Raw genomic sequence first — 17,769 nt, 5'->3', positions numbered from 1 at the left:
TTACCAATTACCAATTACCAATTCCCCAAAAATGAAATTCCAACGAGTATTTGGTACATTACCCAAAACCACAGCCAGCGCCCCCGGCCGAGTAAACCTGCTGGGCGAACACACCGACTACAACGATGGATTTGTACTTCCAACTGCGATTCCCCAGCGCACCACAGTACAAATCGGCTTCAGCAGCGACGATCGACACCATGTTTATTCAGCAGAATATGACGAACTCATAAATTTTTCAGACGACGATACCATACCGCAAAAATTCGTCAGTTATATCTGTGGCTGCCTGAGACTTGTAGAAAAAGAAGGATACAAAATACCGCCAATAAATCTCTACATTACCTCGACTGTGCCGATCGGAGCCGGTTTGTCCAGCAGCGCCGCTTTAGAAATAGCAACCCTCAGAGGACTGCGCGCGCTGCTGAACCTCCCCCTAGACGACGTGCGGCTAGCTCAAATCGGACAGCAAGTCGAAATCCGATATGCCGGCTTGAACTGTGGCATCATGGATCAAATGGCGTCGAGTTTAGCAGACACCAACACCATGCTATTGATCGACACCCGCAGCCTCGAATGTCGCCCGATACCTTTTCCCGCGAGCACAGAAATTTTAATAATTGACAGTGGAGAAAGCCACGAACTAGCAGCAGGAAGTGGCTACAACCAGCGGCGCGCCGAGTGTGAGGAATCCGCGCGGATATTGGGAGTTAAAGCTCTCAGGGATATCGCCGACCCCCAAGCTGTCGAAGTATTGCCGGAACCCCTGAGAAGACGAGCGCGGCACGTGGTTACTGAAAACAACCGCGTACTCGAAGCGGTAAAATCTTTACCAGCAAAACGTTTTGGCGAGTTAATGAATGCTTCCCATGCCAGTCAGCGCGACGACTACGAAGTTTCGGTGCCGGCAGTAGACACACTGGCGGCAATCTTGCAGTCAATTCCCGGAGTCTTCGGCGCAAGGCTGACAGGCGGAGGTTTTGGCGGTGCTTGCGTAGCCTTGGTGGAGAGTGGGAAAGCGGGTGCGATCGCATCCGAGGCGATCGATCGCTACCAGCGCGCGGGTTATACTGGCCGCGTTTTGGTTCCCGAAGTTAAAGTTACTTCTTAACTCCCGAACTATCTCCCGACAAGGAAGGCCAGCGCACAGTCACGATCGTAGAATCCTCCTCGGCAGACCAATAATGAGGCACTCCCGGCAGCCAGAGAGCATAATCTCCTTCGCGAGAAAGCAAGATTTCTTGTTCTGGAAATTGCAGGCGAAACCGCCCTTTTACCAGGATAGAAAGCGTCGTGGCTTCCGCATTTACCGCCCACTGAGTCCTGCAATCTCCGGCGGGGTGAGTGCCCCATTTTACCTCTAAAACAGAAGTCGATCGCGGGTCATCTTCAGGAGTCATAAAGTGACCCGCAAACCAACCGCCCCGACTTGCACCTTCAGCGCCCGCATTTCCGAAAACCACTTGAGATGACATCAGCTAATCAGGTAAACAACAAAGATGGTTAGATCTGACATCTTGCACCATTTTCAATAAGCTTTTTATGGGCGGGCAGGATGCCCACCCCACAATAAATCCACTCTTTGTGGAACAGGCATCTTGCCTGTTCTGAAAATGGTGCAAGATGTTAGTTATATCTGACATCTTGCACCATTTTCAATAGACCTCTTGCAAAATAATTTTGTGCTACTATGGAAAGTTTAGCCATTTTTATAATCTAGCAGGCTGGGCAAGTTTAAGGAGATGCCAATCCACACAATAATTCAAAGTTTGACCTAAACTTGAGCAAACCTTTAAGGATAACACATATTTTTTTTGCAAGAGGTCTAATAAGCTTTTGAGGGGCGGGCAGGATGCCCACCCCACAATAATAAATTAATGCTTTGTGGAACAGGCATCTTGCCTGTTCTGAGAATGGTGCAAGATGTTAGTTAGATCCGGAGACACCATCTAACTTATTACTTGCGGCCCGAAGGTTGACCTTCCGTAGTCGCTATTTCCCCAGCTTCCATCAACTGCTTAAAGCGCCGCAACTCGTTGGCAATTAGCTGTTCGGGAGCTTCGCCAAATAGTTTAGCAGCGCCAGCACCAATTGCACCGCCCGGAGGGTTGTATTCGATGACAACTTTTACCTCTGTACCGCGACCCGCTGATGCCGGTTGAAAGCGCACAAAGCCAGAATTGTCAACATCAGCTCCTTCCACAGACGCCCAAGCAATTAAGCGATTTTCTTCTTCGCGGACAATCTCTGCATCCCATTCCACACTATTGCCCATCGGCGCGCTAGCAATCCAGTGAGAACGTTTTTCATCTATTACCGTAACGTGTTTGAGATGCTTCATAAACCGAGGCAAATTTTCAAAATTGCGCCATAAACGGTACAATTCATCAGCCGGTTTGTCGATCGTCACCGTCTTTTCAACTTTAATGCTTTGATTTGGATCTGCGGCCGACTGCAAGCCCTCCACAACCCCCAGCCCGCGAGCAGCTAAACCGCCGCCCGCAACCGCCAGCAAAGCACCTCTCAAAGAACGCTGCGACAAACCAAAAAGCACCAGCGCCCCACCGCCAATTAAAGATGCCCAGCGTTCGGTATCGCCGCTGCTACTTTGGTTTTGTTTGTCGGAATTTGTCATTGAAGTAGATTCCATTGGTTTAAACCTGGTAAATTAATAGCGGAAAATAGCAGCTAAAGGCGCCTCGGCCGGCACTTGTTCCGGCGGCATTGCGTAAACAGTTCCGCCGTTGAGAATAGTTTGAATTGCTGCCGCATTCAACAAATCTTCGTCGCCCAATTCTGCATCTGGGTGGATTTGCACCGCGTTCGTATCGGGATTAAAAGTACCCCACTGCTGAACACCAAGAGCAACAAACAGTCGATCGACTCGTCCAAAATAAGCAGCCGAAACAGCTTCTTTCAAATCAGCAGAAATTTTATCGCTTCCTGTCAGATCGTGGTATTGTGCGATCGCCTCTGACTGAGCCTGCAAAAACAAAGGTTCCACCAGCGGCCAAGCTTCTGCCCGTAACTCTTCCGGCTTGAGAAGTTTCTGATTGCCTGTAATTCCTTCTTCAACTAAATGCCGGTAGGTATTGGCTTCTCGGTAAAGCGGCAGCAAATACTCAACTCCAGCTAACACTAAAGGAGCTTTTTTGTCGCGCAAATATTCGTGCAGCGCCGCATCGATTATGTGGAAATACTGCAATATTTCATGCTGGCGCTCATCTTGATCTGGACTTCCTTGACCGTGAAAACTTCCCGGCTGCTGAAAAGAATTATTAGTGCCTCCTTTTGAAGTAGCAATCCGAAACTGACCATCTTTAGCAGTCGGGTCATATTGCAGAGCGTCATCAAGGCTTTTCGGCAAGTTTTCAACTTCAACTTCCCGAGCACTGTAAGCCGTACACTCAATCAGTCTCACTTCCTTCTGACTGAGAGCTAAAACATAAAATAAATTATCTCCTGTCAGCAGAGGCATCAGCGGTTTGACGTGAAAATTGTCGCTCACAACCACTAATTCCTCAAAATTCACCGGACAGCTATAGTAGCGGAAAAATCCTGAACCGACAAAAATCGCCAGCAGGTTGCTTTGATTTTCCCAAAATTTTTCCTGGTCAATTTCGGCTCTGACTGGCTCTAGCAATTGGGCAGCTTCTTTTTTGTCAAATCCGTACTCTACTATTTTGTCTTCAGCCTCTCTGATTAAATTTTTGAACCGAATCGGATTTTGTTGAATTTCTGTTCCTTGAGCGACTGGCATATAAATAGAGACGCACAATCCAGAAGATTGTTGTACCAGCGCTTTGAGTTCCTCTACAGATATTAAGTTCACCGCTGAAACTCCTTTGCTAAGGGGTTTTGTAATAAAAACAACCGATTCTTTAAAATGTATCTCTCCTGACATGGCCCCTGCGTCTGCCTAAAGTAATGATCGCCTGCTGTAGAGCCTTTCATCCCCGAACTAAAACCCGGTTTGCAGCGGCTGTTTCAATCGAACTGCTTATGACCTAAGATAGACGCGCCTAAATCGGGCATTATTTTACCATAATTTAATTTAGTCTGGTTCAAATACTCGTTATATATAATAATGAAAACAAAAATTTTTCTGGGGTTGCTCTGGGCAACATTTATTGCCTATACCTTACTGCTAGCTCCTCTCGATCAGCCCGGAACGCTAACAGTTATGGAAAAAATGCTCAAGTTGCAGCTAGAAGGAATTAACCCCTACCTTGTCACTATATTCGCTCTCATGGGAGTGTGGCCGATGGTCTACGCTTGCCTCTTATTCATTGACGAGAAAACCCAAAATATATCCGCTTGGCCTGCTTTCATCGCTTCCAACGGCGCGGGCATCATCGGCTTAATTCCCTATTTACTCCTCCGCCAGTCTCAACCACAATTTTCCGGCCGCAAAGATATGTTGCTCAAAATATCAGACTCCCGCTGGACAGGAATTCTACTTTTACTAACAACAATCTGGCTGTTAGCTTGGGCTTGGTTAAATGGAGATTGGGGAGATTATGTCAGACAGTGGCAGTCAATTCCTTTTGTGCATTTAATAACTTGGGATTTTTGCTTGATGGCTGTAATATTTCCCTCTGTTTTGGGAGACGACATGGCACGCCGCGGACTTGCGGACGATCGCATTTTTTGGGCAGTCTCTCTAGTTCCGCTGTTAGGGCCGCTAGTTTATCTTTGTCTGCGCCCCCCTCTGCCAGAATCTACAACCGAAATCGCCACTTTCCCACTAACAGCCAGAAGTTGAAACATTGAAAAGTTTGGTAGTGTTCAAGATGTACTTTATTGAGTAGCTCAAATGACCTGCCGGAGTCGTCATCCCAGTTGAGAAATTCCTCGAAGGAAAGGGTTTTTTGGGCGATCGCAACCATTGATATTAACCTTTTGCGTAGGTTGGCTCTCTGTTGTCTGTTTCTAGCTTAACGCTTTCAATATCCATTTTAGTGTGCATCAAAGGGGTAGCTTAGCAATACGATCGACCCATTCGTCTGCACTAGATGCTGCCCAAATCACCAGCAGTTATTCGATGACAACTTACATCGGTATTTTTCGGGAAACAATAATGACTCCAGCACTCTGATTCGTAGTGATGAATTCAGCAAATTCGGAGGGCATTGTTTTTCGATGATCGTGGCTGACGAGAACACGTCTTTGCTGTGCTGCAATTGCCAGCACGTCGGAATCTTTAACACCTTCTAACCCAGCAGCAAAGGCAGTTTGAAAGTCGATTGTAGATTCTCGTCGCAGTAATCCTGTGACGATCGCCTGATTTAAGTCAGCATCAGCTTGATAGCGCACATTCAAGATCGCACCTGCTGTCTTGCTGCTTTAGCTGCAATCAGTTTGTTGTACAAAGCTAGATCGCTGGTTTGTAGAGGTTGAGGCATGGCATCAAATGCGGCTTCTTCGGCGGCTAGGTAAGCGTCGATTTCAGCGCGGTTGCCTAGATAAAAGGCGATCGCGCCATAAACCTGTTCCAGTGTCAGTAGTGGGAAAGACTGAACAATAGTTTCGGGCGATAATCCTTGTTGGAAAGCATAGGCGATCGAGTCAAGAGAAATCCGAGTTCCTTCAACCCAATAGGCATCATTCCGATACTCTATGTAAGTTTTAACTGCTACAACTGGCATACATTTTTTTGATTCTAACTACTTATTATCAGAGACGGAAGAACCCGCAGGCAGCCAAGGGTCTGCATGAGCTCCGTCAGAGGTTGGTTGCGGAAGGTTGCGAGTTGAATTAAGGCTTGAATGCGGGCAACATTGAGTTGTTCAAGGCGATCGCTCATTTGGATCAGTTGCTTGTGTTCTTCGGGAGTCAGGGTTTCGGCATGACGCTTGGCGATGAGGGCATGGTATTCTTCCCAGGTTTGTGCACTAAAGCCAATGTTAATTTGTTGCAGCAAGTCGGCTTCAGTAGGTTGGGTGGTTGGAAGTCTAGGCTGGAGGCGTTCTTGCAGGGCGTTGAGGATGTAGCGATCGGGCTCAACGCCCTGTCTAGCTGCTTCAGTGCGGATCTGGTGTTCGAGTTCGGGAGAGAGGTTGAGGGTGATGGTGGTCATGGTTATCTTGGCAGCAAAATCTATTCATCATTTTAGCGATCGGGCTTTCACCTTATCAAAAACTTCATCACATCCTCGTCATTCGTAAGGCATTGAGTGCGAGCGTTTGAGGGAAGTAGTGGGCGATGGAGTGTCACCTGTCGTTCAACACAGGGTTACGAAAAACGGGAAAAATGTAACGTTGCGGTTGAGCGGCTGTAAGTAACTTTTGTTACAACACAGATAACTCTCGGCAGTCCGCTCCAACCGAATTGGCTATGTTAGAATAAGAACTCAATAGACTTGTTGGAAAATAGCGAAAAAAAACGCTGAAACGCCTATGCAGAGTAAGTTTCAATGATTTTTAGTAGAAATCGCTGAAACGCTTGTTAGAACTGAATTTCAAGGATTTTTGAGCTTATTACCCACAACTCTAATTATTCTGCATCGTTCATTACGCTGAGAACTTATGACACGCTTACCTGGATCACCTACAGAAAAACTAGAGTTTTTGAAGGGGCTTAATGAACGCACATTGCCTTACCTCATTGGAGATATACTCTACTTTCTACACGATCATGCTCAGGTAAGAGTAGTTGATGGCCCAGGGGATGGAAAACGCGATATACACTCCGTTCTCAATAGTGGCGAAAAACACATTGCACAATGCAAATACCACCAAAATTACAAATCAACTGTAAGTTCAAGAGAAGCCGACGAGCTTGTAATTGCATTAACAAAGTTTGGTACAAAAAAAGGACTTTTTGCAACGACTGCAAGAATCTCACCTCAAGCTAAACGGGAGTATATTGATAACTTTCCAGAATTTGAAATGAAATTTATGGATGGCATTGACCTTGTAGATGCTATTATTTCTAGCCCTATCTTATGTGCTGTATGGATAGATAAAAAAAGTATCCTTCTTGCAAAAAATTCATTAATTTTACCTTTTATTATAAGAGATATAGAGAGCGATCGACCAGTCGAAAGCTTGATCATTCCACCACAAGTATTAGATGATTTAAACATATCCTTTAAAAATAATCACCTTTCAAAAGAGATTTTTCAGCCATACAGAAAACCCAAACAAATTACTTATTCAGAATGTGGAGCATCATTAATATCTTGCTACGAAGCCGTGATTAGTAGTGCTTTTACTATTAATGAAATTACAGAAAAGTTGGAGGATGCTTCACAATTGATTGGCCACACCATAAATCGACTTCTTAATCAAACAACTGTACTTAGATTCGGCGTTCCTTCCTTAACCAAGGTAATTGAAAGAAAAGATGATAAGGAAAAAGACCGTATCCTCTTGTCATTTATTTCTCCAAAATCCTATGTTATTTCTCAATTGGGTCATTTATTTTCAGAGAAGGATTGGATTTTAGTCAATACAAAAGGAAATGAGTGGCACTTTCCTGAAAATCTCTCTATGGCAGGAGCATCCTGGGCTGGATGGTATTCAAATCACTTTGACTGTATGTTAATGCTACAAGTTTCTTATCCAATATCTGATGAGCTAAGTTATTACTATCAAATAGAACACGATCTGAAAATTAGAAGTCTAGAATCCTCACTATATTTAACTGGAACTGCTGAAGTATGCAATAACTTTTTGCAGTCTTTAGAACCAGGTCAACAACCCAGTATCAAAGTGCCATACGGGATTGGTGGTAAAATGCTCGCATGGATTCATCCGAAAGTTCTATCAGGTCTAGGGACAATTCAACACGGTGATGGCAAAGGTGAATACATTGTTGATGATGAAATTTTAACTTTCCAATCAACTATTGAAATAGTATATAAACAGGCTGAAAATCACGACCTGAATAAAGTTTTATTTACTCAAGCACGTCATATTGCTGCCATAGAAGGTCATGAATTATTGCCAGAATTTAAATACAGAAGTATGGAGTCTGCTGATTTATTTCATTACTTTAGTAATCTAGCTTCACCAGCTAATTTAGAGGAGAGAAAGGCTACATTTGTATGGATGTGGAATGTAGCCTCTTCACCATCTGAGGCATCTCAAATTTTGAGTAATGAAACTATCTCATTTCCTTTTCAGGTAAGTTTATTTTGGGATGTTAAACGAGGTTTCTCAACAAAGAAAACTTTTTTGATGACTTCTCTAACTTTTTCTATCTCAGTACATATCTCGACAGATGAATTCTTAAAGAATAACAATGGACTGATAGGACAAGGATTTGAAATTTTGAGAAGCTGTATTCAATCTTTATGGAAAGACGCAAAATGTTCAACTCAATATTTTTGGAGTGCAGAGGTTGGGTTTACTTTTGAAGAAGGAGGCCTTCGGGATCATCCATTTGTAATGCACTTTCCAGATACAAAAGAGGTCAATCTCTAGTTGCCTGTAATCTCAACAACACTTTCCCCAGAACGTAAAAGCTCGATCGCATTGGATAATGTTGCCGTCAGAATTTCCTTGAGACGATCGTTAGAAGTATTGCCACAAGTCAGCCAAATGACCTGCGGGGGCGATCCATATCGTTCAACCAATTCGATAAAATCCCGGTCTTTGGTCATGAGAATAACGTCACCCGCTGCTTTTGCCGCATCGAAAATATCGGTATCTTCTGATTCTCTCAAACCTAAATCTCGCACGGCTATGGCTGTTATGCCAAAGGTGACAGTAATCCACACAGCAATGGCTGGCGATAGATGAGCATTCAACCAAATAGTCATGCGGCTAAAACGGGATGGTCGAGTTTGCGGACTGCATACAGAAGCGCAGCTTTGATATCTTCAACTTCCAAGTCTGGCAATTCTTCGATAATTTGTTCAAAACTCAAACCAGCAGCTAGCAACTCTAGGATATCGATGACTCGAATCCGCATTCCCCGGATGCAGGGACGACCGCCACATTGTCTTGGGTTCACTGTAATTCTGTCAAACAGATAAGCAACGGATGCTAGCATTGGTTAAAATTGTTTGAAACCTTTGTCTCTAGCTTACCTCATTTATCGCTTGAAATTCACACCGCGATATAATTCTGCGATCGCCACTTCCAGCTCAATACTCTGTAAAGTATTATTTGCAGCCTAGGCATAGGCAGGAAGTGGCTCATAAACGAGTTGCATGAGTTTTTCTGAAGGAACGGTTTCCATTGCATAGGTATTACCTTGAGAATCGGCAAAATCTACTAGATAAGCGCGATCGTCAAAGCTCATCAGAATCGTGCCAACTTGTCCGGGGCGGAGCAAAATCGGCCCAGAGGTGTCTTTATGGATTGCCTGAATTTCTTCGGTCAAGGCAACAACATCATACTCGTGTAACGTCATCACAGTATCCTCACTTATTGACAGGATAGGTATTAGTTAGCCTGGGAAAGTCTTCATCGGTGCGAATCATCCAACATGACAGCACCCAAGAGCTTCCCGTTTCCGTGGTCATGAAAAATTTGATATCATACTGGGTTCCATAGTTGTCTGTTTTGTAAATTTCTGCCTCCTGAGTAACCGCAGATTCTAATAGAACAACTTCTAAAATAGCTTTGTTTTCTAGTGTGATTCCCAATCGATTTCTAAATAGGATGGCTTTATCTTTTCCTTTGGGATGCTGCATATTTAGTGAGTATCGCTCAAGCTTGTCACCAAGTAGTGCCTTATCTCCGTTGGGTAGTTTCATCTGTCGAAATGGTTAAGTCACTTGGTAGAAAGTTTTCATTTGCCAGAAACCGCATTAACTTGCCTCAGCAATTTGCCCGTTGTGCCATATATCGATCGAAAGTTGTGTAATCTCCAGCTTTGTAATCAGCACGGGCCGCTTCAATTTCGGCAATGTCTTCTGGAGAATCGTCCTCATTCGGGAATAATTCAGCTTCCAAAAATTCCCATATCTTGTATCTTTCAGCAATTCCCAGTGACGAAATAGCTTCCAGCAGTGATTGAAATGAGATGTCTACTTTCACAGTATTCTCAGCCATCAGAACTTTCCTCCACTTTAAATTTTACAATATACCCAGAGCCCCGACTTCTTCAAGAAGCCGGGGATCTAAAAGCAGACTACATCACAACTGCACTAATCAAAGTTTGCACATTTTGTACAACAGCAGTAGTAAAATTATGAGTCACAGGCAAACTGTCAACGACTATTCCGGCGCACAAGAGCATTAGGTACAGAATAGAGTATTTAAAGAGCGATCGCGCAACAATCTTATCCTCTGGAGTCTGCAACAGCAACCAAGCTTTTTGGGCAAAAATAGCACCGAGGAAAATAGCTGTTCCCGCATACACCGCGCCCGCTAAATGCAGGGGATAAACTAGCAGCAAAGTTGCAGGAATCATCAATAGCGTGTAAATCCAAATTTGGCGGGCTGTCTCTTCGTCGCCCTCAATTACCGGTAACATCGGGACGCCTACTTCCTTGTATTCATCGCGAATCATCATTGCTAAGGCCCAAAAATGCGGCGGTGTCCACAGGAAGATAATCCCAAACAGCAGCCACGCACCCCAACTCAAATCTCCTGTCACCGCAGCCCACCCAACTAGCGGGGGAATCGCCCCTGCTGCACCGCCGATGACGATGTTTTGCACGCTGTGACGCTTCAGCCAGTGGGTGTAAATTAGGACATAGAAAACGATGCCTGACATTGCTAGCAATGCCGCTAATAAGTTGGCAACAACTGTCAGCAATGTAAAGGATATTGTAGCTAGGGCGATCGCAAATATCAAAGCATCACGCTTCTTGACACGCCCGGAAGGAATCGGCCGCCACCGGGTGCGCTCCATAATATAATCGATGTCGCTGTCGTAGACACAATTAATCGTATTCGCCGACGCGGAAGCTAAAGCGCCTCCGGTAATAGTTGATACCAGCAATAGCGGGTCTACTTCTCCTTTGGCGGCCATCCACATTCCTGCTGAGGTAGTGATTAGCAGCAGTAAAATAATTCTAGGTTTTGTTAGTTGATAGTAACTTTTCACGACTTGCGAAAAGTTTTCGTGGAGGCGGGGCCTGTCGTTGGTAAGGATTTCTTGCATCGGTTGTAAGCTGTTAGTAATTATTTGCGAATTCGTCATTAGTCATTAGGTTGGAGTTGCGGGTTTTACGAGAAATATTTGCTGTAGCTACAAGGATTAATAAACCCGCCGCCTCTTACTTTAGTCTTATCTCTCAAGCTGATAAAACTCGATCGCGCCAAGCTAAAACACTAAAAGCTATCAGGGTTCCCAGCAAAGCAGCACCGACGGCTTGGTGGGCGACTGTCAGCGGTTCTACCTGAAGGTGCAGCCGGAAAGTTGCTAATCCCAGAACTAATTGAGCAATGAGGCAAACACTCGCCCAATTAGCTAGTTTTCGCAAGTTTTGACTCAGTGCAGGCTGCCGCCAAGCCATGACTGCTACGGCTAAAGTCGCTGCTGTAGCTGGTACGATACCGGCGATGTGGCTGTTCATTACCGAGCACAATTCTGAGGAGTCCAAACATTGGTGCAGTGCCCATCTAGAGCCTACTAATGCTCCTAGCAAACTTTGCAGGTAAACTAACAATGCTGCGATCGAACTTACCCAAGCCAATTTGCCGACATTTCCTGTAGCTTCGTAGGGAGTCAGCATGAAACCGATGACTAGCAGGGCGCCAAAAAACAGTAAAGCGGTTCCCAAGTGAGCCGTAACGATGTCAAATCTGAGCAGTTGTGTTACTGTCAAGCCGCCCAATACGCCTTGAAAAACGATTAAAAATACAGCCCCAGCGCTCGCAATCGGCAGCCATTTTGGCAGGCGGCTGCGGTAAAACAAAGATAGTCCTAAAAGTGCGATCGCGCTCAAGCCAATTGCCGCAGCGTCCAATCGGTGAAACCACTCCAGAAATACCTGCAAATTCATTTGCGCTGCGGGTATTAATTGACCGTAGCACAGCGGCCAGTCGGGGCAAGCGAGCCCCGCATTCATGACTCGCGTGGCGCTGCCTACAGCCATTAACAGCCAGGTTGCGATCGCAATTTTCCACACTAGGCTGCGGATAATATCTTTTGGCTGCCACTGCACTCCTGCTGCTGCGTTTGGCTGATTTAAAACTGAGTTTGCCATGAACTTTACCTTAGCCTTTGTTGTCGATCGAACTTAATGAAATAACGAGCTTTTACTTTTGCTGAGCTTAGCGGAGCTTAAGACTCTTTTTCGGTGACAAACCGTCATATATACTACCTTAGCGACATCGCAATCCAATTAGTTTGTCTTTAGATATTTTTCAACTTTCCTCTTTACATTACAAAGTATTGCAGCTATTTTTATAAATTTCAACAAACTTTAATTATTTTACCGAACCCTTTGCTGTTACAGCCTCCCTCCCACTCCCACTCGCGAAAGAAAATAAAGATATAATTAAGAAAAGCTTTTTTTCAAAGGTTTATGATATATATCCAACTTTAACGTAAAAATTTGTAACTAAATACAGGACTGAAGAGCTACCCCCTAGGTGTTTTTCAAGGTAGTTCTCAGGTTGACTCACGTCAGATTGTATAATTCAGTTCCAACACTCAGCGTTTTATCTAATTCACCAGTTATCATTTCTTGCCTGCTTAACTACATTTGGAATGGAGAAAGTGGCGCTCTTGCAGGGTAGGGTTCACTAATCTTTGATGCGGTAACTTATAAAAAATCCTGCACTTTTCTGGTGGAACCACCTTGAAAGCATTCAGACTAAAGAGTGCGATTGCTATTTTGACTATCCCAATGTTACTGAATTATATCAGATCCGGGCGATCGCATATAATAAGGGAATAGTGACTACTGGATTTTAGGCTTGCAGGGTGCCTCAGCTCCGAGATCATCAATTGATAGATCCAATCACTCTATCTGACGCACCCTACATCAATTCTGGATCGCCAAGCTAAAATCACTTTTTCTCTTTTGTCAAGGTTTTTTACTGTATCCTAATGACTAATGACTAATAACTTCGTTATTTCAAAAATCTAAAAATGTAAAATTATGTCACAAAAAAATGAAACTGCTGTTCTCATCTTATCCCTCCTAATTACGATCGGGCTAGCCGGTGCAGGTATTTGGTGGCTGACAAGCCGAGGCGGCATCAATCTCGGAGGTTTATCACCCCAAAATCAGACATTTCCCAAGTCTCCGACGGGAAATTCCCCGCAATCAGAGCAGGCAATTGAGCAGCGTCTGAGTGCTGGACAAAAAGTGTTAATTCCAGAGCAAGCCACAACAACCAAACAAGCAGCAGTACAGGCGATCGCATCTGGCAACTATAACGCAGCTATTTCCGACTTACAAGCTTCGCTGAAAACCAATCGCAACGATCCAGAAGCACTAATTTACCTCAACAACGCCCGCATCGGAACTCAAAAATCCTACACAATTGCCGCCGCAGTTCCCATTGGCGCCGATATCAACGGTGCTCAAGAAATTCTGCGGGGCGTCGCTCAAGCTCAAAATGAAATCAACCAAAGCGGCGGCATTAGCGGTACTCCATTAAAAGTGCTAATTGCTAACGACGACAACAACCCAGAGATTGCCTCGCAAATTGCCAGCGCGATCGCAAATAACTCTGAAGTTTTAGGAGTGATCGGGCATTTTAGTTCTGACGCAACGCTAGCAGCCAGCAAGATTTACCAGCAAAAACAATTAGTAGCAATTTCTCCCACAAGTACGTCGGTGCAGCTTTCAGGAGTTGGCAACAATATATTTCGGACAGTGCCGAGCGATCGGTTTGCGGCTAATGCTCTTTCCCGCTATATGCTGACAAAATTGCAAAAGAAAAAAGCTGCTGTATTTTTCGATTCTGCTAGCAATTATAGCAAATCTTTAAAAAGTGAATTCACTACTGCTCTTTACGGAGATGGCGGACAAGTAGTATCGGAATTTGACTTTGCTAAGGGTAATTTTAATGCTGCCGATAGCTTTAAAAGCGCGATCGCCCAGGGAGCAGAAGTGATTGTGTTAGCAGCCAATACCGCCACGCTCGACCAAGCTTTGCAAGTAGTGCAAGTAAACGCCAAACGGCTGCCGTTACTCGCAGGAGACGACGTTTATACTGCTAAAATCCTGCAAATCGGTGGCGCGGGAGCAACAGATATGGTGCTGGCAGTTCCTTGGCACATTCTCGCAGATCCGCAGTCAAACTTTCCCCAAACATCCAAACAACTTTGGAATGCTGAAGTAAGTTGGCGCACAGCTTTAGCCTACGACGCAGCCCAGGCGTTAATTGCCGGTTTAGGGCGCAATCCGACTCGTACAGGCATTCAACAAGCTTTATCGGGGTCAGATTTTTCGGCAAAAGGAGCATCCGGCCCGATTCGGTTTTTACCTTCGGGCGATCGCAATCGAGCAGTTCAATTAGTAACTGTTAAACCCGGAAATCGCACCAGTTACGGTTACGAGTTTGTGCCGATTAATTAAAAAACAAGTTCTGGCCATTTGTCTATGTATAGCCGAAGGAAGAAGGAAGAAGGAAGAAGGAAGAAGGAAGAAGGAAGAAGCAATAAAATCAATCGTGTCAGCCATTAACAACGTCCTAACCGTCTTGGCGGTTGTTATCAACTCTACCATTGCTCCTTGGCGGGGGCTGCTTGATCGGATTGTTTGTTGGCGCAATAAAGGTTTGGTGAAACCCGCCCGCGATGGAAACTCGATCTAAAGTTGTGAAACTCCGATCGGCCTAACTGCCCTATTCCTCTCAAAAACAGCCCTCGGTTTCAAAGCAATTCTCAACAACAGCCACAGCGATCGCCATTCTCCGGGAGTTTCCTGCCGCTGCCACTGGCCCGGGCGACAGTAAAGCATTTCGATCAAACAGCGGTGCTGGCTAATGTTCAGGCGATCGAACGCAATTCGCACAGTGGGAAATTCTACAAAACTGCACTCTTTTCCATCCCGAAAACTCGACTCCAACTGAGATTTATCGCTCACCAACTCAATCTTAGCCACAGGAATAAAACAGTTCTCTTCCATAATTTTCAGAGTCGCCGAATCGCAATCAATCAAACCTTTGGCCAAACGACCCTCACTACCCAACTCAAGAACAGAGGGCGCAAGCGAGTTCCTCGCTTTGACTGCCGCCCTGCGAGGGAGCGCTTTTATTTTACCCTGCGATAAACTTGTCTGAACGGCATATTTTGGCAAAATCTCTGCTGGGTTCAAACTCTCTTTACTACCTTTACTTTTCACCGCAAAACTTGGCCACTGGGTCAGAGCAACTTCAGCGCCACTTTCGGAAATTACAGTGGTTATACCCCAAAAACTTTTACCGCCAATATTTAATTGTACCACCCTGCGTAAATTGAACCATTCGTAAATGTCCGGCTTAGGAATATCCACCAAAATTAGTAATGCAATCCCGATCATCAGCAAGTTGTAAGCGCTCCAAATCCATCCCAAACTCATTCCTTTTACCAAATGAGCACTTTCTGATATTGACTGTACGGTGCCAACATTTTTAACTAAATTAATGTTCAAATTGTGCCACAAACTGACTGCTGTAGCTGCGAACAAGACAATCAAAGGCCATCCCAAATTCCAGTTAAAATTAAAGCGATCGCTCGCCATTCCTTTTGGCGTCACCTGAAACCCTTTCCCAAAAGGATTCAGCATGGAACTCACCACCGTCACCGCTAAAGGAATACACTGGACGAACGAATAAATATCCGAAAGCAAAGCCGATCCCGATCGGCGGTTCAGCCAAGAAAACACAGTCAGTTGCACCAAATAGTAAGGCAGGAAAAAGTACAGCAATTCCCGCGCACTTGCCCGCAAAGGAATTATTCCAAAAAATGAATAAGCTAAAGGTATCAACAGATATAAAACCTTGGTTAAACTGGTAAACCAGTGCAACAATCCTTCCAAATGAGACAGCCTTTGTACGAATCTGAGACCGCGAATTGTTAAAGGATTGGAATCAATAAAAAATGCCTGAAGCGTGCCTCGCGCCCAGCGTAGCCTTTGATTTAGATGAGCCTCTATACTTTCAGCCGCCAAACCAGCACTCAATTTTTCATCTAAATAAACTAAGCGATATCCGGTTGCTGACAGCCGAATTCCGGTAAAATAATCTTCGCAGATTGAATCTGTGACCAAGCCTCCCGCTGCTTCTAAAGCACTTCGCCTCACTACAAAAGATGTACCGCAACAAACTACGCTGTCGGCGCTGTCTTTGATGATTTCAATTTGCCGATAAAAGATTTCTTCTTCCGGCGCGAGCACATTTTCTAAACCTAAATTACGGGATATTGGATCGTGGTTGTAAAAGCTTTGCGGTGTTTGAACGAGGGCGATTTCGGGATTTTGAAAAAATCCAACTGTGCGAGTTAAAAAGTTTTTAGTGGGAATAAAATCGGCATCGAAAACTACAATTAATTCTCCATTAGTTAGGGCTGTGGCATGATTGATGTTTCCAGCTTTGGCGTGAATATTATCGGGTCTGGTTATATACTCGCATCCCAGTTCTTTTGCTAGCAACTTGATTTCATGCCGCTTGGTATCGTCGAGCAAATATACTTTTTTGTTGGCATAATCTAAAGCTTGACAGCCGATTACACTGCGCCGTAAAATGAAAGTCGGTTCGTTGTAAGTTGGGATAAAAATATCTACGGGCGGGGTGAAGTTTCCAGCTTCCACTGCAACTGCCATGCGATCGGCTTCTTGACGCCGATCTTTCATTCTCAGCATTAAATACATTTGAATACTGGTGTTGAAAACCAGTAACATTTCTAGGAAAAACAGCCCCAAACTAAAGATACCGTTGAGGGGATCGGTTAAATTTAGAGTAGCTAGCGATCGCCATAAAACGTAGCGAATGGTTAAAGCCAGAACTATTGCAACTACTACAGCGCGCGACCATTTCTGCGGTTGAGGCGAAATTTTAATTGCAGCTAAAGCGGTCGAAACCAGCATAAAAGTCGGCAGTAACAAATACATCTTGCTCGTAGCAGGCACTTGCAGCCACACAGGCGGGTTTTGCTGCCAAGTGTTGATTGTGGCAAAAATACCGCTGACTGTACCTTCACTGCCAAACCAGGCCGCGGCGATCGCACCTGCGAAAGCAACCACCCCCAACACGACTAGCGTTGCCGTCTGCACCCGCGAAATCCGCCCAAAGCGGCGTTTCAAGTCTTGAAAATCAAATCTTGAAGTTGTCATAAAATAATTTTAAAGTCCCGATCGTGCATGCAACAGTAAGGGTTTCCTGCTGTCCACTTTTTAATTCAGTTGAAAATTCCGACACACCCCAATTACTCTATTTACATTTTTTAACATTCTGACCCTTGTATGATAATTCATCTTGCTTGGTGTTGCCAAACTGCTTAGCGAGTCCAAACCCGGTCAAATATAGCAGAAGGAAGAAGGAAAAAGGGTTTAGTGATTTACCAGAGAAGTCAGAAGCAATCTTCGGCAAGGATTTCAGCAATTAAGAACGTCCTAATTTACATCTTGCAGCAATGTCAGGAACAGGCTTTCGGGCTGGTTCCACAATAAAAAATATTTCTTGTGGGCCGTTTCTGCGACGCAGCCCATAAAAAGCTTATTGAAAATGCTGCCACACCTCAGTCATAACCGTCTGGCGCGCTTGCTATAGTTCAAAAAAAATTATCTTCTCTACAAATCAAATAGGATTGCTATATCAAACTATAGCAATCCAGAGAATTCAATAATTAGACGAATTTGACATCTAACTAAAGGTAGATTAATTTTATATTAATTAAAAAAATTACCGCGATCGCAGCACAAAAATT

Annotated in this window: 19 protein-coding genes; 5 read left to right on the top strand and 14 right to left on the bottom strand. The window is 44.5% G+C overall.

What is annotated here, in order from left to right; genetic code table 11:
• Positions 1-31 precede the first annotated feature (31 nt).
• Positions 32-1,111: a galactokinase gene (gene galK, locus QUB37_RS10490; protein WP_333161625.1), complete on the top strand. Its 1,080-nt coding sequence runs from the start codon at positions 32-34 to the stop codon at positions 1,109-1,111.
• Here the strand turns inward: galK and QUB37_RS10485 are convergent.
• The 3 genes from QUB37_RS10485 to QUB37_RS10475 form a co-directional block, all read right to left on the bottom strand.
• On the bottom strand, positions 1,101-1,475 hold the full coding sequence (locus QUB37_RS10485) for a signal peptidase I (RefSeq protein WP_333161623.1): 375 nt from the start codon (positions 1,473-1,475) through the stop codon (positions 1,101-1,103). The genes galK and QUB37_RS10485 overlap by 11 nt on opposite strands.
• Before the next feature lie 482 nt (positions 1,476-1,957).
• Positions 1,958-2,635, bottom strand: a complete 678-nt coding sequence (locus QUB37_RS10480; RefSeq protein WP_333161621.1) for an SRPBCC family protein — start codon at positions 2,633-2,635, stop codon at positions 1,958-1,960.
• Positions 2,636-2,668: 33 nt separating this feature from the next.
• Complete coding sequence (locus tag QUB37_RS10475; protein ID WP_333161619.1) at positions 2,669-3,832, bottom strand: baeRF3 domain-containing protein; 1,164 nt, start codon at positions 3,830-3,832, stop codon at positions 2,669-2,671.
• A gap of 255 nt (positions 3,833-4,087) precedes the next feature.
• On the opposite strand from QUB37_RS10475, the gene QUB37_RS10470 reads away from it, so the two are divergent.
• Positions 4,088-4,765, top strand: a complete 678-nt coding sequence (locus QUB37_RS10470) for a DUF2834 domain-containing protein (RefSeq protein WP_333161617.1) — start codon at positions 4,088-4,090, stop codon at positions 4,763-4,765.
• A 287-nt stretch (positions 4,766-5,052) separates the two neighbouring features.
• Here QUB37_RS10470 and QUB37_RS10465 read toward each other — a convergent pair whose 3' ends face one another.
• The 3 genes from QUB37_RS10465 to QUB37_RS10455 are packed head-to-tail and all read right to left on the bottom strand — an operon-like array spanning position 5,053 to position 6,079.
• Positions 5,053-5,316 (bottom strand): DUF5615 family PIN-like protein, encoded by a 264-nt coding sequence (locus QUB37_RS10465; protein ID WP_333161775.1) that lies wholly within the window; start codon positions 5,314-5,316, stop codon positions 5,053-5,055.
• Between the two features lie 2 nt (positions 5,317-5,318).
• Positions 5,319-5,648: a DUF433 domain-containing protein gene (locus QUB37_RS10460; protein ID WP_333161615.1), complete on the bottom strand. Its 330-nt coding sequence runs from the start codon at positions 5,646-5,648 to the stop codon at positions 5,319-5,321.
• A 14-nt stretch (positions 5,649-5,662) separates the two neighbouring features.
• Positions 5,663-6,079, bottom strand: coding sequence for a hypothetical protein (locus QUB37_RS10455; RefSeq protein WP_333161613.1), 417 nt, complete (start codon positions 6,077-6,079; stop codon positions 5,663-5,665).
• A 448-nt stretch (positions 6,080-6,527) separates the two neighbouring features.
• Between QUB37_RS10455 and QUB37_RS10450 the strand changes: the two genes are divergently transcribed.
• Complete coding sequence (locus tag QUB37_RS10450; RefSeq protein WP_333161611.1) at positions 6,528-8,429, top strand: restriction endonuclease; 1,902 nt, start codon at positions 6,528-6,530, stop codon at positions 8,427-8,429.
• On the opposite strand, the gene QUB37_RS10445 is transcribed toward QUB37_RS10450, so the two are convergent.
• The 7 genes from QUB37_RS10445 to QUB37_RS10415 form a co-directional block, all read right to left on the bottom strand.
• Positions 8,426-8,767, bottom strand: coding sequence for a DUF5615 family PIN-like protein (locus QUB37_RS10445; protein WP_333161609.1), 342 nt, complete (start codon positions 8,765-8,767; stop codon positions 8,426-8,428). The genes QUB37_RS10450 and QUB37_RS10445 overlap by 4 nt on opposite strands.
• Positions 8,764-9,000 (bottom strand): DUF433 domain-containing protein, encoded by a 237-nt coding sequence (locus QUB37_RS10440; RefSeq protein ID WP_333161607.1) that lies wholly within the window; start codon positions 8,998-9,000, stop codon positions 8,764-8,766. Before QUB37_RS10440 ends, QUB37_RS10445 begins: the two co-directional genes overlap by 4 nt.
• A gap of 123 nt (positions 9,001-9,123) precedes the next feature.
• Positions 9,124-9,363: a DUF4926 domain-containing protein gene (locus tag QUB37_RS10435; protein WP_333161604.1), complete on the bottom strand. Its 240-nt coding sequence runs from the start codon at positions 9,361-9,363 to the stop codon at positions 9,124-9,126.
• A gap of 10 nt (positions 9,364-9,373) precedes the next feature.
• On the bottom strand, positions 9,374-9,709 hold the full coding sequence (locus tag QUB37_RS10430) for a DUF6883 domain-containing protein (protein ID WP_333161602.1): 336 nt from the start codon (positions 9,707-9,709) through the stop codon (positions 9,374-9,376).
• Between the two features lie 64 nt (positions 9,710-9,773).
• Positions 9,774-10,007: a hypothetical protein gene (locus tag QUB37_RS10425; RefSeq protein WP_333141274.1), complete on the bottom strand. Its 234-nt coding sequence runs from the start codon at positions 10,005-10,007 to the stop codon at positions 9,774-9,776.
• Between the two features lie 79 nt (positions 10,008-10,086).
• On the bottom strand, positions 10,087-11,064 hold the full coding sequence (locus QUB37_RS10420; protein WP_333161773.1) for a heme o synthase: 978 nt from the start codon (positions 11,062-11,064) through the stop codon (positions 10,087-10,089).
• Positions 11,065-11,197: 133 nt separating this feature from the next.
• The gene (locus QUB37_RS10415) at positions 11,198-12,112 is read right to left on the bottom strand and encodes a heme A synthase (RefSeq protein ID WP_333161600.1); all 915 of its coding nucleotides are present in this window, start codon (positions 12,110-12,112) and stop codon (positions 11,198-11,200) included.
• A 900-nt stretch (positions 12,113-13,012) separates the two neighbouring features.
• Between QUB37_RS10415 and QUB37_RS10410 the strand changes: the two genes are divergently transcribed.
• On the top strand, positions 13,013-14,440 hold the full coding sequence (locus tag QUB37_RS10410; RefSeq protein ID WP_333161598.1) for an ABC transporter substrate-binding protein: 1,428 nt from the start codon (positions 13,013-13,015) through the stop codon (positions 14,438-14,440).
• Positions 14,424-14,678 (top strand): hypothetical protein, encoded by a 255-nt coding sequence (locus QUB37_RS10405; protein ID WP_333161596.1) that lies wholly within the window; start codon positions 14,424-14,426, stop codon positions 14,676-14,678. Before QUB37_RS10410 ends, QUB37_RS10405 begins: the two co-directional genes overlap by 17 nt.
• Here the strand turns inward: QUB37_RS10405 and QUB37_RS10400 are convergent.
• Positions 14,675-17,176, bottom strand: a complete 2,502-nt coding sequence (locus tag QUB37_RS10400) for a glycosyltransferase family 2 protein (RefSeq protein WP_333161594.1) — start codon at positions 17,174-17,176, stop codon at positions 14,675-14,677. The two genes, QUB37_RS10405 and QUB37_RS10400, sit on opposite strands and share 4 nt — an antisense overlap.
• Positions 17,177-17,769 lie beyond the last annotated feature (593 nt).

This window comes from Microcoleus sp. AT3-A2, from assembly GCF_036705685.1.
Lineage (GTDB): Bacteria > Cyanobacteriota > Cyanobacteriia > Cyanobacteriales > Microcoleaceae > Microcoleus.
This window is presented reverse-complemented; position numbering and strand designations above follow the sequence as displayed.